Here is a 26,955-nt window from a genome sequence, read left to right on the forward strand (position 1 = left end):
GTGAAGGAGTTCGCCTTTTGGGCAAATCGGGCGCAAAATCCTTGCCAAGCGGGCGCCTAACACTTACGCATATGCCACACCTGTTTTACGCCTGTCCCGTTTGGCCTATGAATTGATCCTGCATGTTCCGGCGCCGTATCAAACCGACATCCTTTGAACGCATAAGAAATGTGCTCTGGCCGCGCGGAGGCTGGCGCAGATCGTCGCGATATTTCGCCCATCGGGTGGCACGACTGCCGGGAACGCCCTACAGCATCGCTTCGGGGTTTGCCATCGGGGCCGCGGTATCCTTTACCCCTTTCATCGGCTTTCACTTTGTTCTGTCGGCGCTGTTCAGCATACTGACACGAAGCAATCTGGTTGCGTCTTTACTTGGAACCATCGTCGGCAATCCCTGGACATTTCCGTTCATCTGGTTGTGGCTTTATACGTGCGGCAACTGGATTCTTGGAACGAACCTTGCGACCGATACTGTCCATTTCAATATGGCGGTGCTCTGGGACTTTGTGGTCATGGGGCTGAACTATATCGGTGGGGGACTGATTTTCGGTCACTGGGATACGGCCGATCAGGCTGCCCTGGCGCGGCTTTGGGAAAGTATCGTCGACATCATCTGGCCGATGATGGTCGGTTGCGTTCCCACTTCACTTGTCGTCTGGATGCTGTTTTACTTCCCTGTACGCCGGGCCGTCGTCATCTATCGTCACAACCGCATCCTGCGCCGGATGAAAACATCCGAACGTCATGGGCTTGGCCCGATGCTTGAAAGTGCGAAAAAGAAAATCGGAACGGCTGCGGCCCACGCCACCAAAAAGCAGGACGAAAAGCAATGAGCGCGAAATTAAGGCTGGGTGTGAATATCGACCATGTTGCCACGATCCGCAATGCGCGTGGCGGTGTGCATCCCGACCCGGTAAGGGCGGCAATCTTGGCCGCAAAAGCCGGTGCTGATGGTATTACCGCCCATCTGCGTGAAGATCGTCGCCATATTTCAGATAATGATATCAAACGCTTGCGCGCCGAAATTGATCTTCCGCTGAATTTCGAAATGGCCGCGACGGATGAAATGCTGGCGATTGCTGTTGCGGCAAAACCGCATGCCGCCTGCATCGTTCCGGAAAAACGCGAAGAACGCACGACCGAAGGCGGTCTGGATGCTGCAGGCGGACATAATCACCTGCATAAATATGTTTCGGAACTTGGGGCCGCAGGGATTCGTGTTTCGCTGTTTATCGAGGCATCAAAGGCGCAGCTTGATGCGGCCAAACATCTTGGCGCGCCCGTTGTTGAAATCCACACCGGTGCCTATTGCGATAAAACGGGCGAGGCACGGGCGCACGAGCTGGAACGTATTCGGGATGCCGTTCGTTATGGTGCCAGTATCGGGCTTGAAGTTCATGCCGGACATGGTCTTAGCTTTGATACGGTTTCACCTGTCGCGGCGATGCCGGAAATTGTCGAGCTTAATATCGGCCATTTCCTGATTGGCGAGGCGGTGTTTACCGGCCTTGAACACAGCATTGCAGAAATGCGTCGATTGATGGATCTGGCACGCCAGGAAAGTGACAACGCACAATGATTATTGGCATTGGCACCGATCTGTGTGATATCCGGCGGATTGAAACAGCGCTGGATCGTCATGGCGAACGTTTCATGAAGCGCGTTTTCACCGATATCGAGATCGCACGTGCCGTGCGCCGCCCGCACAGGACGGCATCATCACTGGCGATGGCATTTGCGGCAAAGGAAGCATGTTCCAAGGCATTGGGAACAGGTTTTCGTCGTGGTGTGTATCACAGCACCATGGGGGTTGTGCATCAGCCCAGTGGCAAGCCTGACATGGTGTTGATTGACGGCGCGCTGAAAAGACTTGAAGAATTGACGCCAACAGGAAAAGTTGCATCAGTTTATGTAACGCTGACAGACGAATACCCATTGGCGAATGCGGTCGTGGTAATTTCGGCCGATTGATTGGTAAAAAATGATTGGTTTAGATACTGAATGGAAAAGCTAGTGCAAAAGAAGAAAACGGGTGGACTTCTGGACACCTTGAAAACCGTTTTCTGGGCCATTGTGATCGCGCTTCTGGTTCGGACATTCGCCTTCGAACCGTTTAATATTCCATCTGGTTCGATGATCCCGACCTTGCTGGTTGGCGACTATCTGTTCGTGTCGAAATTTTCCTATGGATATTCAAAGCACAGCCTGCCATTTAGCGTGCCGCTGATTCCCGGGCGTATCATGTCGTCCGAACCGGAACGCGGCGATGTTGTTGTTTTCAAACTGCCTGCCGATCCGTCGCAGGATTACATCAAACGTGTTATCGGTCTGCCGGGTGATACGGTTCAGGTCACCAATGGTCGTTTGCTGATTAACGGCAAAACCGTCGAACGTGACCGGATCGAGGATTACATCCTGACCGATGGCAGCGGGCAGGCGATTGCCGTTCCGCAATATATCGAAACACTTCCGAACGGTAAGGTTCACCGCATCCTTGAAATCTTTGGCGATCAGGGGCCGAGTGATAACACCGAACCCTTTACCGTCCCCGAAGGGCATTTCTTCATGATGGGTGACAACCGCGACAATTCGGCAGACAGCCGGGCCTTCCCGTCGCGGTTCCGGTTCGTTCCGATCGAAAACCTCGTGGGACGTGCGGAATTCCTGTTCTATTCCAAAGACAGTTCGCAGCCGATTTATGACTTGGGCAGCATCCGGTTTGACCGGTTGTTCCAGGGAGTTAACTAATGGCCGAAACTGCGCCATTGATTGCTGAAATTGATCACGAATTTGCGCAACCCGATCTGCTTCGGGTTGCGTTGACGCATCGCAGTGCCGCCAAAGGCAAGGATGCGTTAAGTGGTGGCAATGAACGGCTGGAATTTCTTGGCGACCGTGTCCTTGGGCTTGTTGTTGCCGAAATGCTATACACGCGGTTTGGTCGCGAACGCGAGGGCGCGATGGCCAAGCGTTTTGTTGCGCTTGTCCGTCGTGAAACGCTTGCCAGGCTGGCGCAGCAGATCGGCCTTGGCAATCACATTCAAATGGCAAAAGGGGAACGTGCCGCTGGTGCAGACACCAATCCCGCCATTTTATCTGATTGCATGGAAGCAGTGATTGCCGCACTCTATCTTGACGGCGGGCTGGAGCCTGCGAGAGTGTTTATTGAACGGCTTTGGCTGCCGCTTCTCGATGAAGCGCCCAAGCCGCCGCAGGATGCGAAAACCCGTTTGCAGGAACTGTTGCAGGGACGCGGAAAACCATTGCCGAAATATGAAATGGTCGGTCGTCAGGGCCCAGCACATGCACCTGTCTTTACCATCGAACTAAGCACCGGAGACGGTGAAAGCGTAAAGGCCGAGGGCAAATCGAAACGCGAGGCGGAACAACTGGCCGCTCAATTGATGTTGGATACACTGAACCATGAATGAGGTTCCCACGCCTGTGAACGAAGACAGATTACCTTATCAGCAGCGGTGCGGATTTGTCGCACTGGTCGGTGCGCCAAACGCCGGTAAATCAACCCTTCTGAACCAGCTTGTCGGTACGAAGGTATCGATTGTGTCCCCCAAGGTGCAGACGACACGGACGCGCGTGCGCGGAATCGTCATGACCGAGGACGCACAGCTTGTTTTCATTGATACGCCGGGTATCTTTGCACCGAAACGCCGTCTGGACCGGGCGATGGTCAAAGCCGCGTGGAACGGCGCGGACGATGCCGATCTGGTTGTGCTTGTCATTGATGCCGGGGCAGGTATCACCGAAGAAGTCCGCGCGATCATCGACCAGCTAAAGACACAGAACCGCAAGGCCATTCTTGCGATGAACAAGGTCGATAAGGTCGCCGACAAGGAAAAGCTTCTGCGCCTGTCGCAGGAATTCTTCGCCGAGGAAGTTTTCACCGATGTCTTCATGATTTCGGCAAAGAAAGGTTCCGGCACACAGGATCTGGTGAATTTCCTGGCTGCGAAAATGCCTGATGGGCCCTGGATGTTCCCGGAAGACGACGTTTCGGATATGCCGTTGCGTTTGCTGGCGGCCGAGATCACGCGCGAAAAGCTTTATTATCAGCTACAGCAGGAATTGCCGTATTCGGCAACTGTCGAAACCGAGCTGTGGGAAGAGCGCAAGGACGGATCGGTCAAGCTGGAGCAGACGATTTTCGTGGAACGCGAGGGCCAGAAAGCCATCATCCTCGGCAAAGGTGGCAAGCGCATCAAGGCACTTGGCAGTGATGCCCGCAAGGAGCTGGAAGCCATTTTTGAACGTCGCGTTCATCTGTTCCTGTTCGTCAAGGTCCGGGAAAACTGGGGCGATGACCCCAACCGCTTTGCAATGTGGGGACTTGATCCCAACGCTTGAGGCATGTCCGGCAAGCGAGACGCGATTGTAGCCAGCCAACGGGTTTGGATATGGAAAACGGATCTATCTGGGGAATAGTGTTGATTGTCGTTGGCGCCGTTGCCGCGATGATCGTTGCGCGTGTTGCCCGCCGGCCATTCCGTTATCGGCACGACGGCAAACATATCGAGCGCGAGAAATCATTCCTTTCGCGCCCGGTTAATCTTCTGGCTTTGCTGGCGGCTGTTGCGACATTCGTTCTTGGATTGCTTTGGCGTTTGAATGGAAATGGACCGTCGTAATGACCAGGCACCACAATGATCCGATTGATGATGCAATTGATGAAGTTGAAAACAGAAACACATTGAAACGTATTGTTTTTGTTGTTGCGTTGATCTGCCTTGCATCCAGTCTTGCCGGTCTTTTCTTTCTTGTTACCCGTCTGATCCTGCCACGCGGCTTTTTCTAGAGGTGCAGGATGGATTGGCGTGATGATGCAATCGTCCTGTCCACACGCAAGCTCGGCGAAAATTCGGTACGTCTTTCGGTTCTGACGCGCGACTACGGCCGATATGCCGGTATGGTACGCGGGGCGACCAGCAAATCCATGCGCGGCACGCTTGAGCCGGGGAACGAGGTCCGGGTGGGATGGTCGGCCAGACTGGCTGAACATCTGGGGCAGTTTCGCTGTGAATTGACGGGCGCGCATGTTGCCGATCTTCTGCTCTCTCCCGGGCCGTTGATGGCGTTGAGTTCGGCCTGTGCCATGCTTGAAGTCACTTTGCCTGAACGCGAAGCACATGCCGCATTATATCACGGCACGGTCGCATTGCTTGCGGCCCTTAAGACAGAGCAATGGCTGGCATCCTATATCCGGTGGGAAGTTGGTTTGCTTGACGAGCTTGGATATGGGTTAAGCCTTGATCGTTGTGCGGCAACCGATGTCACGGATGATCTGTGTTTTGTTTCCCCCAAAAGTGGCCGCGCCGTTTCCGAGGCCGCAGGCACGGCCTATCGTGACCGTCTGTTGCCATTACCAGCGTTTCTGGCCGGTGGGCGGGCGTCTCAAAGCAGCCGGGAACAAGGGTTGAATGAACAATTCCGACAGGGGATCAAACTGACCGGATTTTTCATTCATCGCGATATTTTCGAGGCAAAAGGTGTAAAGCCCGTTGCAGCCCGCGACAGATTGGTAAGCCATATCTGGCGATCAGCAGACACGGATTAAAAATAAATACCGTACTTTGATGCGGACTTGTGTTGACCAGAACCATACCCACCGTAGTATGTTGCCAAAATGGTGATTGAGCGCCGGATAACGGACTGAATTGCCGAATTGATTGCAACCTGCCAAACAACAAGAAAAATCGTTCATGAGCACCAAGACTTCCGATCCGGCCAATGCCGGCCAAATCAGGGAAACGCGCCTTGCGGACGCGTTGAGCGAACGTTATCTCGCTTATGCCATGTCGACGATCATGTCGCGCTCTCTTCCCGATGTGCGCGATGGTCTGAAACCCGTGCATCGGCGTCTGCTCTATGCCATGCGCCAGCTAAAGCTTGATCCGGCGCAGGGTTTCAAGAAATGCGCCCGTGTTGTCGGTGACGTGATCGGTAAATATCACCCGCATGGTGATCAGTCGGTCTATGACGCGCTTGTCCGTTTGGCGCAGGATTTTGCCGTTCGCTATCCGCTGGTCGACGGGCAGGGGAACTTTGGCAACATTGACGGCGATAACGCAGCGGCAATGCGTTATACCGAGGCCCGCATGACCGCGGTTGCCGCGGCGCTGATGAACGGCCTTGATGAAGATGCGGTTGACTTCCGGCCGACATATGACGGCGAAGATCACGAGCCGATTGTCATGCCGGCAGCGTTTCCGAACCTGCTTGCCAATGGTGCCGCCGGGATCGCGGTTGGTATGGCAACCAACATTCCGCCGCACAATGTTGGCGATCTTTGCGCAGGTCTGATCAAGCTGATCGATAATCCCGATACGTCGATTGCGGAACTGGTGCGGTGCGTGCCGGGGCCGGATTTCCCGACGGGTGGTGTTCTGGTCGAGCCGCGCGAAAACATTCTTGAGGCCTATGCCACCGGGCGCGGTTCATTCCGTCTGCGCGCCAAATGGGAAGTCGAGAAACTCAGTCACGGACTGTTCCAGGTCGTTGTGACGGAAATTCCCTATCAGGTTCAGAAAGCCAAACTGGTCGAGCGTATTGCAGACCTTATGGTCCTGAAAAAGCTTCCGCTTCTGGCTGATGTGCGCGATGAGTCGACCGACCTGATCCGTCTGGTGTTTGAGCCGCGGACCCGTGCGGTCGAGCCGGAACATCTGATGGAGATGCTGTTCAAGAATACCGAACTGGAAATCCGGTTTGGTCTGAACATGAACGTTTTGGACGGGGACAATACGCCGCGCGTGATGAACCTGCGCGAAGTGCTGCGTGCGTTTCTGGCGCATCGGCAGGATGTTCTTATCCGTCGTTCCAACCACCGACTGGCCAAGATCAATCATCGCCTTGAAGTTCTTGATGGTTATCTTGTTGCCTATCTGAACCTGGACGAGGTGATCCGGATCATTCGGTTCGAGGATGAGCCGAAGGTTTCCTTGATGACGACCTTCAATCTCACCGAAGTTCAGGCGGATGCAATTCTTAATATGCGTCTGCGGTCGTTGCGCAAGCTCGAAGAGATGGAAATCAAAAACGAGCATGCCAAACTGACCGAAGAGAAAGAAGGCCTCGAAGCGCTTCTTGCCAGCGAAACGCTGCGTTGGGAAAAAATCCGCGACGAAGTCGAGGAAATGCGCGAGAAATTCGGCAAGAAGACGGCCCTTGGCAAGCGTCGTACCGAAATCGGTGATGCGCCGGAAGAAATCGAAGTCCCCCTTGAAGCCTTGATCGAACGTGAGCCGATCATGGTGATCTGTTCGAAAATGGGATGGATCAGAGCCCTTAAAGGGCATACCGCCGATACCAGTGATCTGAAGTTCAAGGATGGTGACGAGGGCCGCTTTGCCCTTAAAGCCTTCACCACTGACAAGCTTCTGATCATGAGCACCGAAGGCCGTTGTTACACGATGTCATGTGACAAGCTTCCGGGCGGGCGTGGCCATGGTGAGCCGATCCGGCTGACAATTGATCTGCCGCAGGAACATGACATTGTCGCAATGGTCATCCATAAGCCTGGCCGGAACCTGCTTGTTGCAAGCTCGGCCGGTCGTGGTTTCCAGGTGGCAGAGGCCGACGTGGTTGCCCAGACCAAGAACGGCAAGCAGATTTTGAACCTTGGCAAGGATGAAGAGGCTAAAATCTGCCTGCCGGTCGATCAGGATCATGTCGCTGTATTGGGCGAAAACCGCAAGCTTCTGATCTATCCGGTGGCCGAGGTGCCAGAAATGACCCGCGGGCGCGGGGTCATCCTGCAGAAATATCGTCAGGGTGGCTTGGCAGACCTTATTCTGTTCAATCTTGAAGAAGGTCTGAGCTGGACAATGGGTGGCAGTGAAGGCCGCACACGTACGGTTACCGAACTTGACGAATGGATTGGCAAGCGTGCCGGTGCCGGTCGTATGCCGCCGACCGGTTTCCCGCGATCAAACAAGTTCGAGTAACACATTCGCTTGATCTGATAGCCGAGAGAATAAAGGGATAAGGGCAGGGATGGCCTTATCCCTTTCTCGTTTTCGGGCACATGTTTGGCTATGTTCTCAGAAAAAGTGGCTTGTTTTTATTCCATATTCCGGAATGGCGCTCAAACAGGCAAAATATATAGCGTTTTGGGGCGTAAATATGTAACTTCGCAACCTGATTGGCAGGGAGCCCGCAAAATCCCTGTGATTTCCAAAAGGGCGTGGGAGTGAAAACGTGAATTTTCTAGGGAGTTTCGTCCGTTTTATCGACGGTCTGAATGACTGGATCGGACGTGGCGTGGCCTGGCTGATAATCCCGATGGTGGTGATCACATTTCTGGTCGCGACACTGCGTTACGGGTTTTCCATTGGCTGGGTTTCGATGCAGGAAAGCTATATGTGGCTGCACGGCATCGTCTTCATGGTGGGAGCCGGTTATACATTGCTGCATGGTGGCCACGTCCGGGTTGATGTGTTCTATCGGCCGGCTTCGGCACGCTATAAGGCCTGGGTTGACCTTTTCGGTTCCCTGCTGCTGCTGCTGCCGGTGATCATCATGGTGTATATCTATAGTTACCCCTATGTGATGACCAGCTGGCATCGCCTTGAAGGATCGCACGAAACCGGCGGCCTGCCAGGGCTGTTCCTTTATAAATCGGTTATTCTCGTTTTCTGCGTCCTGATTGCTTTGCAGGGATTATCCCTTGCTGCGCGCAGCATTCTCGTGCTGGCCGGACATAAAGAATTTGAAATCAAAGAAGAAGAGCACGAGGGCGTTTGATGTCGGGGGAAATTCTTAGCCTTGTAATGTTCGCAGTAGCCTGCGGCGTTCTTCTTCTCGGTTTTCCGGTCGCATTTTCCCTGGCGGGGACGGGGCTTGTCTTTGCGCTGATCGGCAACTCGATGGGCGTGTTTGACATGCCGCTTCTGGGCTCTTTGCCGTCGCGCTATTTCGGTGTGATGACCAACGAGCTTTATGTTGCGATCCCGCTTTTCGTTTTCATGGGCGTCATGCTTGAACGTGCCCGAATTGCAGAAAAGCTGCTGACGACCATGGGGCTTCTGTTTGGCACCATGCGGGCGGGGCTTGGCATTTCGGTCGTGCTGGTGGGGATGCTGCTGGCGGCGTCAACCGGGATTGTCGGTGCAACCGTTGTAACGATGGGGCTTCTCAGCCTTCCGGCGATGCAAAAGGCCGGATACAGTCCGCGTCTTTCGACCGGGGTAATCTGTGCATCCGGTACATTGGGGCAGATCATACCGCCGTCGATCGTGCTGGTTTTGCTCGGTGATATCCTGCAGGGCGCTTACGCAGAAGCACAACGTTCGCTGGGCAATTGGGCGCCGGAACCGGTTTCGGTTATCGACCTGTTTGCCGGTGCATTCATTCCCGGCATGCTTCTGGTCGGGCTTTATATCTGCTGGATCATCATTCAGGCGTTTATTGATCCGAAATCGGCGCCTCCGCTGGTCACCGACAAACGTCCGGAAGGTCTTTGGGGCGAAGTTCTTCGTGCGCTGATACCCCCGGGATTGCTGATTGTCGCCGTGCTTGGCTCGATCCTTACCGGTATTGCAACCCCGACGGAATCTGCGGCCTTTGGTGGCGTTGGTGCCGTCATTCTTGCGGCTTTCTACAAACGCCTGTCATGGGATGTTCTGCGCCACGTGACGCGCCAGACCGTCCAGATCAGCGCGATGGTGTTCGTAATCCTGCTGGGTGCTTCGGTATTCTCGCTGGTCTTCCGTGGCCTTGGCGGGGATCACCTTGTCGAAGAACTGCTGCATAACCTTCCGGGTGGTGTTTTCAGCGCCATGCTGGTTGTCATGCTGCTGATGTTTGTCATGGGATTCTTCCTCGATTTCATTGAAATCGTGTTTGTGGTTGTGCCAATCGTTGGCCCGATCCTGCTCAAGATGGATATCGATCCGGTCTGGCTTGGCGTGATGATTGCCATCAACCTGCAGACCAGCTTCCTGACACCGCCATTCGGGTTTGCCCTGTTCTATCTGCGTGGGGTGGCTCCGGCTGCGATCAAGACCTGGGACATCTATCGCGGGATTGTCCCGTTCGTTCTGATCCAGGTTCTTGGACTTGGCCTTGTGGCCGCATTTCCGGCCCTGGCAACCTGGTTGCCGGACGTGTTGTTCAAGTAGCAACCGTTTAAGTCACAAGGTAAAAGGCGCCCATTACGGGTGCCTTTTCTTTGCTGTTTTTTCCGTTATACGGATAAAAAAAAGGGTCGGCATTTGCCGACCCCTTTGTGCTTTCAATCGCTGAAAACCTAGTATTTGAATGGCAGAATACGTGCCTGGGCGAAAGCCGATTCCGAGAATTTCGACCAGCCAATCGATTGGGTACGGAACGCGATCAGGCTTTCAAAGACTTCCTGCGACAGCGGGTTTGAAGCAACGAGGTCACGCAGAACCGTGCCCGACAATGCGCCAAGGTTTGTCAGAATGTCGTCCGAGAACGGGCGAACATCGACATTATGCTTGTCGCGCAGGGTCTGGAGTGCCTGATTGTTGCGTGCGGTGAATTCCGACAGAACCATCTGGTTCACGGCACGGTTGGCCTGCTCGACAATTGCCTTCAGGTCATCCGGAAGGCTGTTCCAAGCGTCCAGGTTGATGAAGTTGTCAAGAACGGTTGCTGGTTCATGCCAGCCCGGATAGTAGTAGAACTTGGCTGATTTATAGAGACCAAATGCCAGGTCGTTATACGGGCCGACCCATTCGGTCGCGTCAATCGCACCGGACTGAAGTGCCGGGGGAATTTCGCCACCCGGAAGGTTCACAACGTTACCACCAGCAGCTTTGACAACTTCGCCACCAAGGCCCGGAATACGCATTTTCAGACCTTTATAGTCATCAATCGTATTCATTTCCTTGTTGAACCAGCCGCCCATCTGGGTGCCGGTATTCCCCGACGGGAAGAATTTGCAGTTCAGTTCGGAATAGACTTTATCAGCAAGTTCCTGACCGCCACCCCACTGGAACCAGGCATTCTGTTCCTGGGCGTTCAGTCCAAACGGCATGGCTGCAATATACTGGGTGGCGTCAACTTTACCTTTCCAGTAGTAGGGCGCGCCATGGCCCATTTCGACAGTGCCGTTACCAACGGCATCAATGGCCTCAAAAGCGGGAACAATCTCGCCCGCGCCAAAAACGGTCACATTCATGCGGCCGTTTGATGCCTTGTTGATGTATTCAGCCAGAAGGTTAGCCCCGGTCCCCAGACCCGGGAAGTTTTTTGGCCAGGTGGTGACCATACGCCATTCACGGACTTCCTGTGCGATAGCCGGTTTGGCAAAGGTAGACGCGACCGCTGCGGTCGCACCGGCTACTGCGGCGCCGGAGAGAAATTGGCGACGTTTCATAGATTACAGCCTCCCAAAGATGCAAGCTCATGATTTATTTTACTCAAAGCCGTCATGCGACTTTGGGCAAAGCTTATATGCGTCTGGAGAATGTGGCAACCGGGGATCGAGTAGGTAGGCACTACTTTAGTCTAAGTGTTTCGGGTCGGGTATTTTACCGGCAGATGTCAGTCATCTGAAACGTTCGACGAAGGGATTTTCACCCATTTCCCGCCGCGAAAACCTTCAAGAGGCTGAAAGCGCATCTTGTAGGACATTTTGCGGCATTCCCCGATCCAGTATCCCAGATAAACATGTGGCAATTCAAGAATCTGGCACTCGTTTATGAGATCAAGGATGATAAAGGTTCCAAGCCCGCGGCGCTGTTCGCGCGGATCAAAAAAGCTGTAAACAGCCGATAACCCATCAGAAAGATTGTCAACCAGGGCAACGGCAATCAGGCTGCGGTCGGGGCGTCTGTATTCGAAAATTGACGTATCAACGGTGCTGTCTTCGATCATTGCCCGGTAGTCGCGGGCATCCATTCTTGCCATGTCGCCATTGCCATGGCGGGCATCCTGATATTCGCTGAAAAGCTGAAACTGTTCCTGTGTTGCGGCTGGCGGCAAAATCGTGCGGGTCAGGTCGCTATTTTTTGCGACAATCCGGCGGAATGATTTTGTCTTGCAAAAGTCGGCCGAACGTACGCGCACCGGAACGCACGCATCACATTCGCTGCAGGCCGGTAAATAGGCGATGGAATGACTGCGACGGAACCCCGACCGTGAAAGCAGATCATGAATGTTGTTCGCTTCCGGCCCCCGTAATTCTGTGACCAGCTTGCGCTCGAACCGGCCAGCCAGATACGGGCAGGGCATCGGAGCCGTCATGAAGTAATGTTGGGTCAGTCGTCTTTGATTGACGGTCATTTATCGCGTTTGCCCGGGTTCAAGAGGGTCTTCTGATAATATGAGATTAGGTATAAATCATGACGGTTTAAAGGGCGAACCCGGTGATTGTTCGAATTCGCCAGAAAGTTTTAACGGTTTGTCGGCACCGAGAAGCTCGGACGGCGATTTGTCGGCGAACCATTCCCGGACGGAGGTGTCGGACTTTCCGCATCCGATCCGGTTTCCGGGGACGGGGAGCCTGATGTGCCCGAAGCAGGCGTCTGATCGTCAAGCGCCGGGCGTTCACCGGTTCCGCGAAGAAGTGTAATGCTGATACGGCGGTTGCGTTCGTTTTCCGGTGTTTCCGGGATCAGCGGGTCGGTATCGGCAAGGCCCGCAACCTTGGCAAAGCGCCCCGTTGCAAGGCCCTGTGTTTCGAGTTCTCGACGGGTCGCCAATGCACGATCCGAAGACAGTTCCCAGTTGCTGTAGCCGGTGACTGTCGTGAAGGGCACAGCATCCGTGTGGCCTTCGATCGAAATATCCTGCGGCATGCCTTTGATTGCTTCGACAACCTTTGAAAGCAAAAGCTTGGTATGTTCGGCCATGACAGCACTGCCGCTTGGGAACATTGCAGTACCGTCTTCGTCCAAAATCTGGATGCGAAGTCCTTCGTCGGTTTCTTCGATCCGGATATTTTTTGCCAGTTCCTGCAAATCGGGCGAGCTTTCAATTGCCTTGCGCAATTGTTCTTCGGCTTCCTTGAATTCCTTGTCTTCCTGTTCGGCAAGGCGTTGTTCGGCGATTTCTTCCGGGGTTTTTACCGGCGGGATATCCATGCTTACTGTTGGCGCGCCCATTTCAGAGCGCAAAGATCCCTGTTCGGCAAGGCTTTGTCCGCCAAGAATCCCGCCGGAACCGGACTCGCTTTGTGAAATGGTTTCCGGGGTGAAGTAGTTCGAGATACCCTGAAGCTGTTCCTCGGTTGCGCTGCTAAGCAGCCAAAGCAATAAAAAGAACGCCATCATTGCCGTCACAAAATCGGCATAGGCAACTTTCCACGAGCCGCCATGATGGCCGCCGTGTCCGCCTTTTTTGACTTTCTTTATGACGATATCAGGCATTCTTTGCGCGGATCCCGGTTATCAATAACGCTTGAAGATTGTTTTTCTTATTAGGCCGTTGGCGCATTCTGCAAGGCATCGTCCAGCTCTTTGAAGCTGGGACGAATGTCATGAGGAAGCGTTTTTCGGGCAAACTCGACCGAAACCTGCGGGGCATATCCCTGCATATGACCAATCAGGGCAGCTTTCATGCAACTGTAGAATTTTGCATCCTGATCAAGTGTCTTTTTGATGATGGCAGATGTCGGGCCAACGAAACCATATGATGCCAAAATACCAAGGAAGGTCCCGACAAGTGCCGCACCGATCAGGCCACCCAGAACTTCCGGGGGCTCGGTGACCGAGCCCATGGTCACGATCACACCAAGAACGGCTGCAACAATCCCGAGACCGGGAAGGGCATCACCTACCGTCTGGATGGCATCAGGAACCATGTGCTCTTCTTCATGATGAACTTCGAGTTCCTGATCAATAACGGCTTCCAGCTCGTAGGCGTTGGTTGTTCCCAGCGTTAACAGGCGCAAATAATCGCACAGGAATTCCACGGCATGGTGGTCATGCATGACGCCCGGAAAGTTGCCAAACAGGCTTGAACTTTCGGGATTCTCGACATGGCTTTCAAGGGCAAGGTCGCCCTTCGATTTGGCAAGCCGGAATACGGCATAAAGGCAAATCAGCAATTCAAGATAAGCCGCTTTTTTCTTCGGCCCTTTTAGTGCCCGGATCGTATAAGCGATGGATTTTTTAAGGATGCTTAGCGGGTTGGCAATCAGAAACGTACCGAAAGCCGCGCCGAAAATGATCAGAACCTCAAGCGGCTGAACAAGTACGCCAAACTCACCATGCGGAAGATAACCACCCAGGACGGCACCGATTACGATAACGTAACCAATAATCAGAAACATTATGTATTCCCCGCTACCCCATAAATTTTCACAAGTAACTCATCCTGAAACGGCTCGGCGAAATTCGCATTGGCTGATTTTGGGATACGATACCTGCAACTATATGATCCATATTAACTTTTAATCTTATTAATATAGCGTTTAAAACGCTGTCGCGTGGGGTTTGACAGCACAAGTTTTTCCCGCCATTTTCCCTGATCCTGTACGCAGGTCATGTCTAATAGGTTTTATCAGCAAGAGCATTCTTCAATATGTCATTTTCATCGCGCGATTTTCGGGACTGTCTGGGGCAATTTGCAACCGGTGTTGCTGTTGTTACGGCACGGGCGAACAATGGCGCAAAAGCAGGCATTACGATCAATTCGTTTGCGTCGGTGTCACTTGATCCGGCGCTGGTCCTGTTTTCGGTAGATCAGCGCGCAGCCACACATTCATTGTTTGCAGGTGAATGTGACCGTTTTTGCATCAATATCCTTAATCGGGATCAACGCGACCTGTCTGATCTGTTTTCATCACCGGTTCAGGACCGCTGGGAAGACCTTGTTTTTGAAGATGATTGTCATGGTGTGCCAAAGCTGATCGGTAATCTTGCGACATTTTCCTGCAAGCGACATGCAATTCACGATGGCGGGGATCACAGCATAATTGTCGGGCATGTGCAGGATATTTCGATGGGGAATACCGGCGATCCGCTTCTTTATTATGGTGGCCGCTACCACTCCCTCGGGGAATGATCAAAGGGCCAACGACGCTGTCGCTGGCCCCGATGTTTTCAATCAAGTGATGTGTTGCCCAGAAGGCGACTGCCAAATCCGGCACCCGTCAGTTTTTCGATGACCTGTTCCGCGTGGGTGGTGTCTCTGACTTCGAGCACCATGTCGACATCGGTTTGCTTTGCCGGCACATCATAGAAGTGACGCTGATGGTACACTTCAATGATGTTGGCTTCGGCGTCACCGATCAGCGCGCTGATGGTTGCAAGTGCGCCCGGCACATCCGGGATTTCGATACGCACACGGACAAGGCGACCTTCGCGCGCCATGCCGCGCATCAGAACCTGCGCCAGAAGGCGTGTATCGATGTTGCCGCCACTGACAATCATGCAGACCTTCTTGCCCTTGAAACGGTCATGATGGTCAAGCAGGGCCGCAAGAGGGGCCGCACCGGCACCTTCGACAACGGTCTTCTCGATCTCGATCAGCATCTGAATGGCGCGCTCGATCGAGCTTTCCTCGACCAGCAGCACATCATCAAGCTTTTCCTTGCAGATTTCGAGGGTAAGGCCGCCGGGCTGCTTGACGGCAATGCCTTCGGCAATCGTCACACCACCCCCGGAAAGCGGCAGGCCTTTGATGCCTTCATACATGGAAGGATAAAGCTTGGTCTCGACACCGATCACCTCGATATCAGGACGTCGGGCCTTGATGGCCGTGACAATACCGGCCGCAAGGCCGCCGCCGCCGATTGGCACGATAATGGTGTCGATGTCCGCACCATCATTGAGGATTTCAAGTCCAACAGTGCCTTGACCGGCAATGATATGCGGATCATCAAACGGATGAACAAAGGTCAGGCCGCGTTCTTCCTGAATTTTCGATGCGGCTTCAAGGCTTTCGGCAAAAACACTGCCTTTAAGGACAACTTCCGCCCCGTGTGAACGGGTGTGATGCACCTTGGTAAAGGGTGTATTTTTCGGCATGACAATGGTTGCCGGGATGCCAAGGCGTTTGGCGTTATAGGCGACCCCCTGTGCATGGTTGCCTGCCGATACGGCAATCACACCTTTCGCGCGTTCTTCAGGCGTCAGGCTGGCAAGTTTGACATAGGCGCCGCGTTCCTTGAAGGAAGCGGTGTATTGCAGGTTTTCAAGTTTCAGATGAACTTCTGCCTCGCAAATTCTTGAAAGTGTTTGCGATTTCACCAATGGCGTTTTGCTGACGATGCCTTCGAGCAAGCCGGATGCGCGTACGATGTCGTGATAGGAAACGGTCATTTCCATACTCCTGCGGCCAGCCGCACTTTACGTGATGTGCTGGCATTTTATCATGTGTGGGCAAAATTCGGATGTTTAACCAAGCCTGTCATCCGCGGATGACAGGGATCACATTCGCAGGGCGGAAATCCCGATAATCATGGCCATCGCACCGGCACGAAGCGTCGGACGGGGATGCGATGCGAGGATGTCAAGGCAAGCAGACATAGCCATGTTCTTTCGGGTTATGGATCGTTAATCGTGACGCAGCTTTGCGGATTAGGCGCGCAAGGTCAAGTTTGCAAACAAAAAAGCCGGGTTGCAAATGTTGCAACCCGGCCGGTTTGGGAACGCAGGCAGGGTTATTCCATGTTCATGATGATGGTTTTCTTGTGCGTGAAATGTTCAAGCATGCTTTCAAGCGATGCTTCCTTGCCAAGACCTGAAAGCTTGACGCCGCCATATGACAGGTTTGGCTGCACGACAAGGTTCTGGTTGACCTGAACAAAGCCCGCTTCAAGCCGCTTGGTTGCCGTCAGTGCGGTTTTAAGGTCCTTGGTCCAGACAGTTGCGGCAAGGCCAAAGTCGCTGTCATTGGCAAGCTCGATCGCCTCGTCAAAGGTTTTGAACCTGAACACGCAGGCAACAGGGCCAAAGATTTCCTCGCGGGCAATCCGGGCATCGGGTTTGACATTGGTAAAGACGACCGGACGGACGAACATGCCATCGGCAAGTGCCGGATCGGTCGGAAGGGCGCTGAGTTCATTTTTGGTGGCACCTTCTTCCTCGCCGATCTCGATATAACCGCACACCTTGTCGCGCTGTTTGCGATTGATGATGGTGCCGATATCGGTTTCCTCGTCCAGCGGATCACCCATTTTAAGGGTGTTGACCTTGGCCAGAAGGCGGCTGACAAACTCGTCATGCAGGCTTTCATGAACCAGAATGCGCGACGACGCCGTGCAGCTCTGGCCCTGACGGGTAAAGCGCATGCCGCCAATGGCCCCTGCGATGGCCTTGTCCAGATCGGCGTCACCCATCACGATCATCGGGGATTTGCCGCCCAGTTCCAGTGTAACCGGGATCAGTTTTTCGGCCGCCGCGCGGTAGACCGTGCGACCGGTTTCGACCGATCCGGTGAAGGAAACCTTTTTGACATCCTTGTGCGCAACTAGCGGGCCGCCGCATCCGGGACCAAAGCCGGAAAGGATATTCAAAACGCCCTTTGGCAGAATCTGCTGCATGATCTGGCAGACACGAAGCACGGTAAAGGGTGTGTCTTCAGCCGATTTAACGACAACGGTATTGCCCGCTACCAAGGCCGGGGCAACCTTGATCGCCATCAGGAGCAGCGGCACGTTCCAGGGAATGATCGCACCGACAACGCCAACCGGTTCACGTGTTGTCAGGGTCATCATGTTCGGGTTGAACGGTATGGTTTCGCCCTTCAGTTCCGAAGCAAGGCCGCCGAAGAACGTGAACATGTCAGCAAGAACCGATGCCTCGACGCGGCTCTCGGTACGCAAGGCCTTGCCTGATTCAAGGGCGACCAGACGGCCGAGTTCTTCAACATGCTGGGTCAGGATACGTCCGCATTCGGCCACCAATTTGCCGCGTTCGCGGGCAGGGCGGTTGGCCCAATCCTTCTGGGCCTTCTTTGCCACCGAAACCGCGAAATCGACGTCATCGGCATCACCTTCGGCAGCCTGCGCAATGACCTTGCCGGTTGCCGGGTTCAGGACGTCGAAATTTCTGCCATTTTTGGCAGGCACAAGTTCCCCGTCGATCAGGTGACGACGATCAAGTTCCTTGACCAGTTTATGGGGATCAAGCACGGGTTCGATAGACATTTCAGGCTCCCTGTCATATAGCTGCGCGCCCGTTTTCTGACTGTGCAGCGAAATAAGTGGTTATTCGGTATTGTTTTACCAATTTATCGATCCGATACCGGAAAGGCAAGGTCATTTCACCATCTTAGGCATGACAGTCAGGGGCAGGGTTGATAGGGTTATTTAAAAGCGGGTCGCATGCCGGTTTCGAAATGCACCACAGCTACAATTCTGTAAGGACAAGGGGATACCCATGCCGCGCCATTTTGACACGACGTTTGATGTTGTCCGTGAACTCAAGCCATCTTATCCGGTTTATTGCCTGCGCCCCGACATCCTGCGTGAATCGGCCAAACGGTTTGTCGATATGTTTCCCGGCAATGTCCTTTATGCGGTCAAGTGCAATCCGCATCCGGAAATCATGCGCTACCTGCATGAAGGCGGTGTTCGCCATTTCGATACCGCATCGCCCGAGGAAATTGCCCTTGTCCGTCGCCAGTTTCCGGGAATGAACGTCTATTTCATGCACCCTGTCAAAAGCCGGGATGCCATTCGCAGTGCGCACCGTGTTTTCGGCGTGAAGCATTACGTGATCGATACCGAGGATGAACTTGAAAAAGTCCGCGCCGAAACCGACGGCGAGACCGATCTGGTCATTCATGTTCGCCTGGCAACCCCGCCGGCAGGGGCGGCCTATAACCTTTCGGCAAAATTCGGTGCGCGTCCGATGACGGCATCGGAACTTTTGAAAAAGGTCGATGGATACGGCTATAGTGCCGGGCTTTGTTTCCATGTCGGTTCGCAATGCACGACGCCGAACGGGTATCGCATTGCTGTTGAACTGATCCGGCAGGTTGTCGACTTTTCCGGGGTCAAAGTTCGTTATATCGATGTTGGCGGCGGGTTCCCCGGCCAATATATGAACCAGCGCGCACCGGGGCTTGAGGTCTTCATGGAGGAAATCAAGGACTGCATCCGCTGGCTTGGCCTGCCCGATACCACCTTCATGTGCGAACCGGGCCGGGCACTGGTGTCGAGTGGCGTGTCGCTGATCACGCAGGTACATCTGCGCAAGGAAGACCAGCTATTCATCAATGACGGTGTGTATGGCAGCCTTTCCGAAGCTGTTACCGGGCAGTTGCGTTTCCCGGTGCGACCGATGCGAATTGGCGGCGACTTCAACGAAACCGACACCCTCGATTTCACGATCTATGGCCCGACCTGCGACAATATGGATGTGCTTCCGGCAACGGTAACCCTGCCTGCCGACATCCGCGAAGGGGACTGGATCGAATTTGGGCATATCGGTGCTTACAGCAACGCACTCGCCACCCATTTCAACGGTTTTTACCCGGAATTGCTGGTAACGGTTGGCGAAACATTCCCGTTTATTGATGGTGAATTTCCGCAGGTTGGCTAACCAAAACCGACCATAGCGGTAAAACAGTACTTGTTTGCGGATATTCTTGTGTGCACTATGCTGCCCGTTATAACACCGGGCAGCATGAATGCCCGGCACAAGATCCGAAAACAGGGAAGATACGCCGTGACCAACAGCCTTTTCATGCGCATACAAAGCCGATTTCCATCCGATCTGTCCAAGGTCCTGATCGAAACGGCAGAGGGCACAACATACAGTTACGGTGATGCCGATGCGGCGTCCGCACGTATTGCCGGGCTTTTGACCGCACTTGGTGCCAAAAAAGGTGATCGCGTCGCGGTTCAGGTCGATAAGTCCCCCGAAGCCCTGTTCCTTTATCTGGGCTGTATCCGCGCAGGTCTGGTCTATCTGCCGCTGAATACCGCGTATCAGGCTGGCGAACTTGCCTATTTCATGGGGAACGCAGCACCGGTCATTTTTGTCTGCCAGCCGCATCGCGAAGATGAGGTAACGGCAATTGCCAACGCACAGCGCGTTGAAAAGGTTTTGACACTTGGCACATCGGGCGAGGGGACGCTGATCAGTCAGGCAGCGGATTTTCCCGCCGAATTTGATCCGGTTGCCTGTGCTGATGATGAACTTGCCGCCATTCTTTATACCTCTGGCACGACGGGCAAGCCAAAGGGCGCAATGATGACCCAGACCAATTTGTGGTCAAATGCCGCGACCCTGGAAAAGCTTTGGGGCTTTGGCCCGGACGACGTTCTTCTGCACGCGCTTCCGATTTTCCATACGCATGGGCTTTTCATTGCGTGTCATTGCGTGATGCTGTCGGGATCGAAAATGTTCTTCCTGCCGAAGTTTGATCGCGATCAGGTCATGGCGCTGCTTCCGCGAAGTACTGTCATGATGGGCGTGCCGACATTTTATGTCCGGCTGTTATCTGGTGACGATTTCAATTCCGATGTGACATCGGGTATGCGGCTGTTCATTTCAGGATCGGCACCCCTGTTGCCCGAAACATTTGTCGCCTTCAGGGAGCGGACCGGCAAGGCGCTGCTGGAACGTTACGGCATGACTGAAATGGGAATGGCAACGTCCAACCCGTTAAATGGCGAGCGGATCGTGCATACGGTCGGTCCGGCCCTGCCGGATGTGGAAGTCCGGGTCTGTGATGAAAAGGGTAACGTGCTTGGAACCGACGAGATCGGCGTTCTGGAAGCACGCGGGCCGAACGTTTTTGCCGGATACTGGCAAATGCCGGAAAAGACGGCCGAGGAATTCCGCGAAGACGGGTTCTTCATTACCGGTGACATCGCGAAAATCGATGCCAAGGGATATGTCCATATCGTTGGTCGCGCCAAGGATCTTGTGATTTCCGGCGGGTTTAATGTTTACCCCAAAGAAATCGAAACGGTCATCGACAAGATGGATGGTGTTGTCGAAAGTGCCGTGATCGGTGTCGCGCATCCGGATTTCGGCGAAGCGGTTGTCGCCGTCATTGTGCGGGGCAGCGATAAACTGTCCGAAGACGATGTGGTGAATGCGATCAAGGGACAGCTTGCCAATTTCAAAGTGCCCAAGCGCGTTTTCTTCGCGTCCGAACTTCCGCGTAATGCGATGGGAAAAGTACAGAAGAATATCCTGCGAGAGGATTATAGCGCGGTATTTGCCAACTAGAACGGGGCGCTACAACGGGGCGAGAGACAGCTTGCCCCGTCAGCACATTATCCCGAAAACAGGAAAAGCCCCGGCAATCAATGCCGGGGCTTTTCTTTGGACGGCTACGGTCTGGCTTAGCGACCGAAAGCAACGCGATGTGCGACATCGTCAATCATGTCACGGTTCAGGCCGATATCTGCCAGCTCACGTGCATCAAGTTTACGGAGCGCAGTCTGGGTCTGGTACTGAACACGAAGGGCGCGCAGGAAAGCAAAAATCTTGGTTACGATCATTTCATCACCTATTTCAAACCGGCCAATTTCAAATTGGCGCTGTCATTCAGATAACCGGCATGTGCTCACCGAAGATATTCCATCAAGGAATAGTTAACTGGTTTGACGTGTCGGTCTGCTTAATATGTACCGAATGATCATCTGCATTTTTTCGCATCAACCAGTCGATACATCGTTTTTATTTCGTGAATGCAAACTACGCCCGGTTGATTGTGAAATCCAATGCGTTTTTTGCATGGCTGGCGACTGGAAAGCGCAGAAAGTCATGTTTTTGCAACGAAAACGCTTAAATAACGTCATAATACAGATTTGCTTCGTTGTTTATTGCTATGTTTTCAGCGCATAGCTAATTAAATTACCAATCGCTTTCCAATTGAGGGCGGAACCGCTACAACAGCAATCGCGATTTTCATATGAACATATCCGGATTGACGTTTTCAGACCAATCCATGGATGGCTTTCTATCGGACAGGAGACACGGACAGATGAGTATCAACCGCCCGAAGCTCAGCTTTGAGCAGGCAATTGCAGCTTATCTGCAATATGCTCCGCGTTTGCCGCAGGTTGATCCGGCATCTGTTCCCGCGAAAACGCAGTATGTCGGGAACCTTCTGGAAATCGCGGATCAATTTGATCTGATCGTGTTTGATGCTTTCGGTGTGCTCAATAGCGGGCCGCAAGCCATTCCCGGCGCGGTCGAAACCGTGGCAACCCTTCAGAAATCGGGAAAGAAACTTGCCGTTGTCACCAATGATGCATCGAGTTCAGCCGAGGCAATCCTCGCACGGCATCGTGGGCGCGGGTTTGATTTCAACACGACAAACCTGATCAGCAGCCAGCAATTCGTCGCCCCGATGATGGAAACCTACAGGGATCTGTCCCATTGGGGAGCCATGGCACCGGTTCACTGGCCATTTGATATCCTGCCGGGCAGGGTGGAACCGCTTGGTGCGGATCGCGCGCTTTATGATGCGGTTGACGGTTTTGTTCTTATTGATTCTGAAAACTGGTCCGATATCCAGCAGAATCATCTGGAAGAAAGCCTTGCGGCCAATCCGCGCCCCATTCTGGTCGGCAATCCCGATATCTGCGCACCGATGGGGGCATTTCTGTCAGTTGAGTCCGGATATTTCGCCCATAAGGCAGCGGATCGTTGCAACGTAATACCGGATTGCGTTGGCAAACCCTATGGCCACGTGTTTGATGAAGTCCTGCGTCGTCACCCGGATATCAGTCGGGACCGTGTTCTGATGGTGGGTGATACGATCCATACCGATGTGCTGGGTGGACTGGCGGCAGGCATCAAGACACTTCTGGTGCATCAGGGTGGGTTCCTTGACGGCCAGGACGATATCGAAAGCCTGTTTGAAAAGTCGGGTCTGCGTCCGCATTTCTGTGCGCGCGCGATTGGTCATGGCATTGACGTGTCAGGCGCCAAAAGCGAAGCCTGCTGCGCCCGATAATGGATAAAACGCCCCGGTAAAAAAAGGCCCGCTGACAGGGCACTTCCGACCTGATCGTCATTCCCGCAACGGCGGGAATCCAGCCTCTTTCAACAGGGCATGGATTCCGGGTCTGCCCTTCGCTTCGCCCGGAATGACGATTTTGATCAACCGACAAACCAATCCAGTCAATCCCACAAGCCGCCATCGATGACCGACCTTTCGGTACGTCCGAACGAACCATCGGCCCCGCCACCAATCCAATCCAGCCCGTGAACCCTGCTGCCCTCTGCATCGCCAAACGCCACCGACCGGGTAGGCCGGACGGGGCTGGGCTGGACAGAACTGGATTGCACCAGACCGACCACGCCCCAGTCCCTGCTGCCCCGAACAAACGCCGCGGGCTCTCGATGGACACTGCAAGCGCACCTCGCCCCAAGGACGAAGGCGTTGTCGCAGGGCAGACACAAATCCCGCCATTGATGACCAGCCTTTCGGCATCTCCGAATGATCCATCGGCCCCATCGTCAAGCCAACCAATTCAGCCAGCCGATCCAGTGCAGACGCAATTCGGGCCTGCTGATCCTCGGCATTGCCAGACTTCACCGACCGGTTGGGGCGCGGCGGGATGGGCTGACCTCAGCCCGGCTCTCGCTGCCCCGAACAAACACCCTTGCCCCAAGGGCACATCTCTCCCGTCATGATAAACCATAGTTTTCGTAAATTTCCTGCTGCCTCACGGCCCGGACGCACCGCCGCCGTAATGACTTTTCCTGCCCCTGTGGCGATACCGCCACCGTCCTTTCAGACGATCAGATCGCTGCTCCATCATCATCCCATTCCTGTCTTTGCCGCCCGAAACGCAAAAAACCCGCAAAAGCGAATCACGCTTTGCGGGTTTTGTCTCCGGACCCATTTGTCCTGTTGACTTTATCTTTATGACACAACAAAAAGAACAAATCAAGAACTTTTTGCGGAAAAGCGGAAAAAAGTTCCCTTGTTAAATGGCCTCGGCAACGTCAATTGCACTGTATGTCAGAATTCCTGACGCGCCGGCACGCTTGAAACAGGACAGCGTTTCAATGGCGCAGCCAAGGTAATCAAGCCAGCCATTCTGGGCCGCAGCACGCAGCATGGCGTATTCACCCGATACCTGATAGGCGAAAACAGGGACGCCAAATTCTTCACGCACCCGATACAGAACATCAAGATATGGCAGGCCCGGTTTCACGATGACGGAGTCTGCGCCTTCTTCCAGATCATAGGCCACTTCGCGCATCGCTTCGCTGCTATTGGCGGGGTCAAGCTGGTATGTTTTCTTGTCCGCCCTGCCTAGGGCCGAAGCCGATCCGATTGCATCGCGGAACGGGCCATAGAAGGACGATGCGTACTTTGCCGCATAGGCCATGATCTGGACCTTTTTAAGCCCTTCGGATTCCAGAACATCACGAATGGCACCGATACGGCCATCCATCATGTCGGACGGGGCGACGACATCGCATCCGGCCTGTGCCTGAACCAGTGCCTGGCGCACAAGGGCCTCGGTCGTTTCGTCATTAAGGATTTCACCGTTAATCACGATCCCGTCCTGACCATCCGCATTGAACGGATCAAGGGCAACGTCGGTGATGACACCAAGATTGGGGCAGGCGTCTTTGATCGCCTTTGTCGCGCGGCAAACCACGTTGTCGGGATTATATGCTTCGCGCGCGTCCTTGGTTTTGAGGCTGGCATCAATATACGGGAAAAGCGCAAGGGCAGGGATGCCAAGCTTTTCGGCATGTTTTGCCGTTTCAACAAGCACGTCAACGCTTTGTCGTTCGACACCGGGCATCGACGGGATCGGTGTCCGTTCATTTTTGCCGTCAATCACAAATACCGGCAGGATCAGATCATGTGCGGTCAATCGGGTTTCCGCCACCATGCGACGCGACCAGTCGCTCATGCGGGTACGGCGAAGGCGGGTGCGCGGGAAAGTGCCATAGGTGACTGTTTTGGCCATGATCTGTTCTCTTGTCAGTGGGGCGGCATTCTGAATTCAGAAATGAGGTGACAATTTATGGGACAGAATTGACGGCGGATCAACTATTGCTGGCGCGATAAAGGCGTTTACGCATGGTCAGCATATAAACCGGTATGATCAAGGCCAGAAAACTTGCTGTCAGGACAAAAGCCGTAACCAGTCCAAGCTGTTGACCAATCGCCCCAATAACCGGTGGCCCGGCCATCAGGGCGGTGTAACCGGTTGCCGCAATGGTTGAAACGACGGCACCGCCGCTTCTGCCACTTGCCTCCGCCGCCGCAGAAATCAGAAGCGGCAGGATGACAGCCAACCCAATCCCGGCGATGGCACACCCGACCCAGGCAACGACGTAATGTGGCGCAAGTGCCAGAACAAACAGGCCAAAAGACGCACATGCCGAACTGGACAGCAGGATTTGCGGGCGGCCAAATTTCGTAACCAGCCAGTCCCCCGAAAGGCGCGTGATGGCCATGGTCGCCGAATAGCAGGCAAAACCCACGGCGGCCATCGTCGGACCGGAATTGAGTTCCGTATTCATCAGAACCGTCGCCCAGTCGGTAATCACGCCTTCGCCAAACTGGCCGATGAAGGCACAGGCCCCAAATGGCAGCAGGGTCAGAAACATCGCGCGCTGTTTGGCAGATGATCCTTCATGCGTTGGGGCGGGATGGGGAACGGCTGCATCAGGCAGCAATTGACGCTGAAGGATCAGATGCAAAATCAGAAATAGGGTCAGCATGACGGGAAGGTGCCATTCAACCGGCAAGGGCAGGGCAAACCAGGCCGCAGTCGTTCCGGCACCGGCAAAGCCTCCAAGGCTCCAGAAACCGTGCAGGCCGGACATGACGCTGCGTTTTTTGGCCCGCTCAACATTCAGGCCATTGGCATTCATCGATATATCAAGGAACGCGCCAAAAAAGCCAAGTGCGAACATGGCAATCGCAATCGACATGAAGCTTGGCATGAAGACGGGAATGCCCACGGCAATGAAATAAGCCACCCCGGAATAGCGTGCGACGCGTTCGCTGCCAAATTTGTCCGAAAGCCGACCGGCAACTGGCATGACGGCAAGCACACCAACCGCGGCAGCCAGCAAGATGGCGCCAAGGTCATCATGACCAAAGCCAAGGCGTTCCTGCACCAGCGGAATATGCGGGACCCAGCTTGAAAAGGCGGCACCATGCAAAAAGAAAATGGCACGGATCCGGTTGTGGGCAATCTGGTTGGAGATAGGCATTTGGGGCTCGGCCTCCGTCAGGCGAGGATCACATTGATCCCGCGTTCGGTATAGTTGTTCAGATATCCGCTCGACAGCTTCCTGCCCGTGACCAGATGCGAAATCGCATCAAGGTCACAGACCCTGAATGGCAAGCTGGTTTCGAGTTTGTCTGCAGTCGTGACAGCAATCGCTTCGGCAGATTGTGCCAGCATGGCCGCCTTGGTGGCGCGTTCTTCGGCTGTGCTGGTGGTCAAACCCAGTTCAGGGTGAAGGGCGCAGGTGCCCAGCAGTACAAGATCGGCATTATAGTTGCGTATTTCATCAATGGCCGTCGGTCCGCAGATCGCCAGATCACGTTTCAGAACCATCCCGCCAATCATGATGATATTCGCATTCGGATGATTGGCCAGTTCAACGGCAATCAGGGGATTGACCGTGATCACGGTGCCGGAAAATGTCGGTTTCAGGTTCCTAGCGACTTCATAGATGGTTGTACCACTATCAAAAAAGACCACGCCATGATCCGGAACAAGGTCATGGGCGACCTTGCGCGCGATTTCGGAGCGTTCCGGCTTTAAATCCTGTGCCCGGTCATGAAACCCTTCGCGGGCAGTACTTGGTAACGTAGCGCCCCCGTGAATACGTCTGAGACTTCCGGCATCTTCCATCTGGCGCAGGTCGCGTCGAATGGTGTCCAATGATGCATGAAAAAGAGCAGACAGGTCATGAATATGAACTGTGCCCTGGCTGTGAAGCAGTTTTTCGATTTCACGCTGGCGCGAATTGACACTCGACATCGATTTGCCTGTTTTGCCTGTTTTGCCGATAATGCGCGTTTACCTTTGATCGGAAAAATGGTCAATAAAAAAACCGGCCCCGT

General features: G+C 54.1%; 26 protein-coding genes. 16 read left to right on the forward strand and 10 right to left on the reverse strand.

The window, feature by feature from the left end:
• Nucleotides 1-122 precede the first annotated feature (122 nt).
• The 12 genes from J7395_RS14680 (at nucleotide 123) to J7395_RS14735 (ending at nucleotide 10,133) form a co-directional block, all read left to right on the forward strand.
• Complete coding sequence (locus J7395_RS14680; protein ID WP_062948700.1) at nucleotides 123-833, forward strand: DUF2062 domain-containing protein; 711 nt, start codon at nucleotides 123-125, stop codon at nucleotides 831-833.
• Nucleotides 830-1,579 (forward strand): pyridoxine 5'-phosphate synthase, encoded by a 750-nt coding sequence (locus J7395_RS14685; protein WP_209222005.1) that lies wholly within the window; start codon nucleotides 830-832, stop codon nucleotides 1,577-1,579. The genes J7395_RS14680 and J7395_RS14685 overlap by 4 nt, the downstream gene beginning before the upstream one ends.
• Nucleotides 1,576-1,971: a holo-ACP synthase gene (gene acpS, locus J7395_RS14690; RefSeq protein ID WP_209222007.1), complete on the forward strand. Its 396-nt coding sequence runs from the start codon at nucleotides 1,576-1,578 to the stop codon at nucleotides 1,969-1,971. The genes J7395_RS14685 and acpS overlap by 4 nt, the downstream gene beginning before the upstream one ends.
• A 30-nt stretch (nucleotides 1,972-2,001) precedes the next feature.
• Complete coding sequence (gene lepB / locus J7395_RS14695; protein ID WP_062948706.1) at nucleotides 2,002-2,748, forward strand: signal peptidase I; 747 nt, start codon at nucleotides 2,002-2,004, stop codon at nucleotides 2,746-2,748.
• Entirely contained in the window at nucleotides 2,748-3,431 is a 684-nt protein-coding gene (gene rnc, locus J7395_RS14700; RefSeq protein ID WP_062948708.1) for a ribonuclease III, read from the forward strand. The genes lepB and rnc overlap by 1 nt, the downstream gene beginning before the upstream one ends.
• Complete coding sequence (era, locus tag J7395_RS14705) at nucleotides 3,424-4,362, forward strand: GTPase Era (protein ID WP_062961496.1); 939 nt, start codon at nucleotides 3,424-3,426, stop codon at nucleotides 4,360-4,362. Before rnc ends, era begins: the two co-directional genes overlap by 8 nt.
• A 50-nt stretch (nucleotides 4,363-4,412) precedes the next feature.
• Entirely contained in the window at nucleotides 4,413-4,643 is a 231-nt protein-coding gene (locus tag J7395_RS14710; protein WP_247742192.1) for a hypothetical protein, read from the forward strand.
• Nucleotides 4,643-4,810, forward strand: a complete 168-nt coding sequence (locus J7395_RS14715) for a hypothetical protein (protein ID WP_209222009.1) — start codon at nucleotides 4,643-4,645, stop codon at nucleotides 4,808-4,810. The genes J7395_RS14710 and J7395_RS14715 overlap by 1 nt, the downstream gene beginning before the upstream one ends.
• A gap of 9 nt (nucleotides 4,811-4,819) precedes the next feature.
• Nucleotides 4,820-5,569, forward strand: a complete 750-nt coding sequence (gene recO / locus J7395_RS14720; RefSeq protein WP_209222011.1) for a DNA repair protein RecO — start codon at nucleotides 4,820-4,822, stop codon at nucleotides 5,567-5,569.
• 145 nt (nucleotides 5,570-5,714) lie between these two features.
• A complete protein-coding gene (gene parC / locus J7395_RS14725) occupies nucleotides 5,715-7,958 on the forward strand; it encodes a DNA topoisomerase IV subunit A (RefSeq protein WP_209222013.1) in 2,244 nt (747 codons plus the stop codon).
• Between the two features lie 253 nt (nucleotides 7,959-8,211).
• Nucleotides 8,212-8,757, forward strand: a complete 546-nt coding sequence (locus J7395_RS14730; protein WP_062948718.1) for a TRAP transporter small permease subunit — start codon at nucleotides 8,212-8,214, stop codon at nucleotides 8,755-8,757.
• Complete coding sequence (locus J7395_RS14735; protein ID WP_209222015.1) at nucleotides 8,757-10,133, forward strand: TRAP transporter large permease subunit; 1,377 nt, start codon at nucleotides 8,757-8,759, stop codon at nucleotides 10,131-10,133. Before J7395_RS14730 ends, J7395_RS14735 begins: the two co-directional genes overlap by 1 nt.
• A 128-nt stretch (nucleotides 10,134-10,261) precedes the next feature.
• Here the strand turns inward: J7395_RS14735 and J7395_RS14740 are convergent, their stop codons facing one another.
• The 4 genes from J7395_RS14740 to motA all read right to left on the reverse strand — a co-directional run bounded on the left by J7395_RS14740 (nucleotide 10,262) and on the right by motA (nucleotide 14,254).
• Nucleotides 10,262-11,356 (reverse strand): TRAP transporter substrate-binding protein, encoded by a 1,095-nt coding sequence (locus J7395_RS14740; protein WP_062948722.1) that lies wholly within the window; start codon nucleotides 11,354-11,356, stop codon nucleotides 10,262-10,264.
• Nucleotides 11,357-11,523: 167 nt separating this feature from the next.
• Nucleotides 11,524-12,264 carry an arginyltransferase gene (locus tag J7395_RS14745; protein WP_209222017.1) on the reverse strand — a complete coding sequence of 247 codons (741 nt, stop codon included), beginning with the start codon at nucleotides 12,262-12,264 and terminating at the stop codon, nucleotides 11,524-11,526.
• 110 nt (nucleotides 12,265-12,374) lie between these two features.
• Nucleotides 12,375-13,349 carry a flagellar motor protein MotB gene (locus tag J7395_RS14750; RefSeq protein WP_209222019.1) on the reverse strand — a complete coding sequence of 325 codons (975 nt, stop codon included), beginning with the start codon at nucleotides 13,347-13,349 and terminating at the stop codon, nucleotides 12,375-12,377.
• A 50-nt stretch (nucleotides 13,350-13,399) separates the two neighbouring features.
• Nucleotides 13,400-14,254, reverse strand: coding sequence for a flagellar motor stator protein MotA (gene motA / locus J7395_RS14755; protein ID WP_062948727.1), 855 nt, complete (start codon nucleotides 14,252-14,254; stop codon nucleotides 13,400-13,402).
• A gap of 251 nt (nucleotides 14,255-14,505) precedes the next feature.
• Here motA and J7395_RS14760 point away from each other — a divergent pair, with 251 nt between their 5' ends.
• Nucleotides 14,506-14,988, forward strand: a complete 483-nt coding sequence (locus J7395_RS14760; RefSeq protein WP_085643263.1) for a flavin reductase family protein — start codon at nucleotides 14,506-14,508, stop codon at nucleotides 14,986-14,988.
• Nucleotides 14,989-15,026: 38 nt separating this feature from the next.
• Here J7395_RS14760 and J7395_RS14765 read toward each other — a convergent pair whose 3' ends face one another.
• Nucleotides 15,027-16,247, reverse strand: a complete 1,221-nt coding sequence (locus J7395_RS14765; protein WP_197467430.1) for a threonine ammonia-lyase — start codon at nucleotides 16,245-16,247, stop codon at nucleotides 15,027-15,029.
• A 341-nt stretch (nucleotides 16,248-16,588) separates the two neighbouring features.
• Entirely contained in the window at nucleotides 16,589-18,076 is a 1,488-nt protein-coding gene (locus J7395_RS14770) for an aldehyde dehydrogenase family protein (RefSeq protein WP_209222020.1), read from the reverse strand.
• A 232-nt stretch (nucleotides 18,077-18,308) separates the two neighbouring features.
• On the opposite strand from J7395_RS14770, the gene J7395_RS14775 reads away from it, so the two are divergent.
• Together J7395_RS14775 and J7395_RS14780 are read left to right on the forward strand one after the other, a co-directional pair.
• On the forward strand, nucleotides 18,309-19,475 hold the full coding sequence (locus tag J7395_RS14775; RefSeq protein WP_209222023.1) for a type III PLP-dependent enzyme: 1,167 nt from the start codon (nucleotides 18,309-18,311) through the stop codon (nucleotides 19,473-19,475).
• A 126-nt stretch (nucleotides 19,476-19,601) separates the two neighbouring features.
• Nucleotides 19,602-21,116, forward strand: coding sequence for a malonyl-CoA synthase (locus J7395_RS14780; RefSeq protein WP_209222025.1), 1,515 nt, complete (start codon nucleotides 19,602-19,604; stop codon nucleotides 21,114-21,116).
• Between the two features lie 116 nt (nucleotides 21,117-21,232).
• Here the strand turns inward: J7395_RS14780 and J7395_RS14785 are convergent, their stop codons facing one another.
• Nucleotides 21,233-21,391, reverse strand: a complete 159-nt coding sequence (locus J7395_RS14785) for a DUF1127 domain-containing protein (RefSeq protein WP_082242478.1) — start codon at nucleotides 21,389-21,391, stop codon at nucleotides 21,233-21,235.
• A 485-nt stretch (nucleotides 21,392-21,876) separates the two neighbouring features.
• Here J7395_RS14785 and J7395_RS14790 point away from each other — a divergent pair, with 485 nt between their 5' ends.
• The gene (locus tag J7395_RS14790; protein ID WP_209222027.1) at nucleotides 21,877-22,854 is read left to right on the forward strand and encodes an HAD hydrolase-like protein; all 978 of its coding nucleotides are present in this window, start codon (nucleotides 21,877-21,879) and stop codon (nucleotides 22,852-22,854) included.
• Between the two features lie 979 nt (nucleotides 22,855-23,833).
• On the opposite strand, the gene hemB is transcribed toward J7395_RS14790, so the two are convergent.
• From hemB to J7395_RS14805, 3 genes are all read right to left on the reverse strand, one after another.
• Nucleotides 23,834-24,835 carry a porphobilinogen synthase gene (gene hemB, locus J7395_RS14795; RefSeq protein ID WP_209222029.1) on the reverse strand — a complete coding sequence of 334 codons (1,002 nt, stop codon included), beginning with the start codon at nucleotides 24,833-24,835 and terminating at the stop codon, nucleotides 23,834-23,836.
• Nucleotides 24,836-24,914: 79 nt separating this feature from the next.
• Complete coding sequence (locus tag J7395_RS14800) at nucleotides 24,915-26,093, reverse strand: MFS transporter (protein ID WP_209222031.1); 1,179 nt, start codon at nucleotides 26,091-26,093, stop codon at nucleotides 24,915-24,917.
• 17 nt (nucleotides 26,094-26,110) lie between these two features.
• Nucleotides 26,111-26,872, reverse strand: coding sequence for a DeoR/GlpR family DNA-binding transcription regulator (locus tag J7395_RS14805; RefSeq protein ID WP_114120934.1), 762 nt, complete (start codon nucleotides 26,870-26,872; stop codon nucleotides 26,111-26,113).
• Nucleotides 26,873-26,955 lie beyond the last annotated feature (83 nt).

It is taken from the genome of Thalassospira sp. A3_1 (assembly GCF_017744215.1).
Classification (GTDB): Bacteria; Pseudomonadota; Alphaproteobacteria; order Rhodospirillales; family Thalassospiraceae; genus Thalassospira; species Thalassospira lucentensis_A.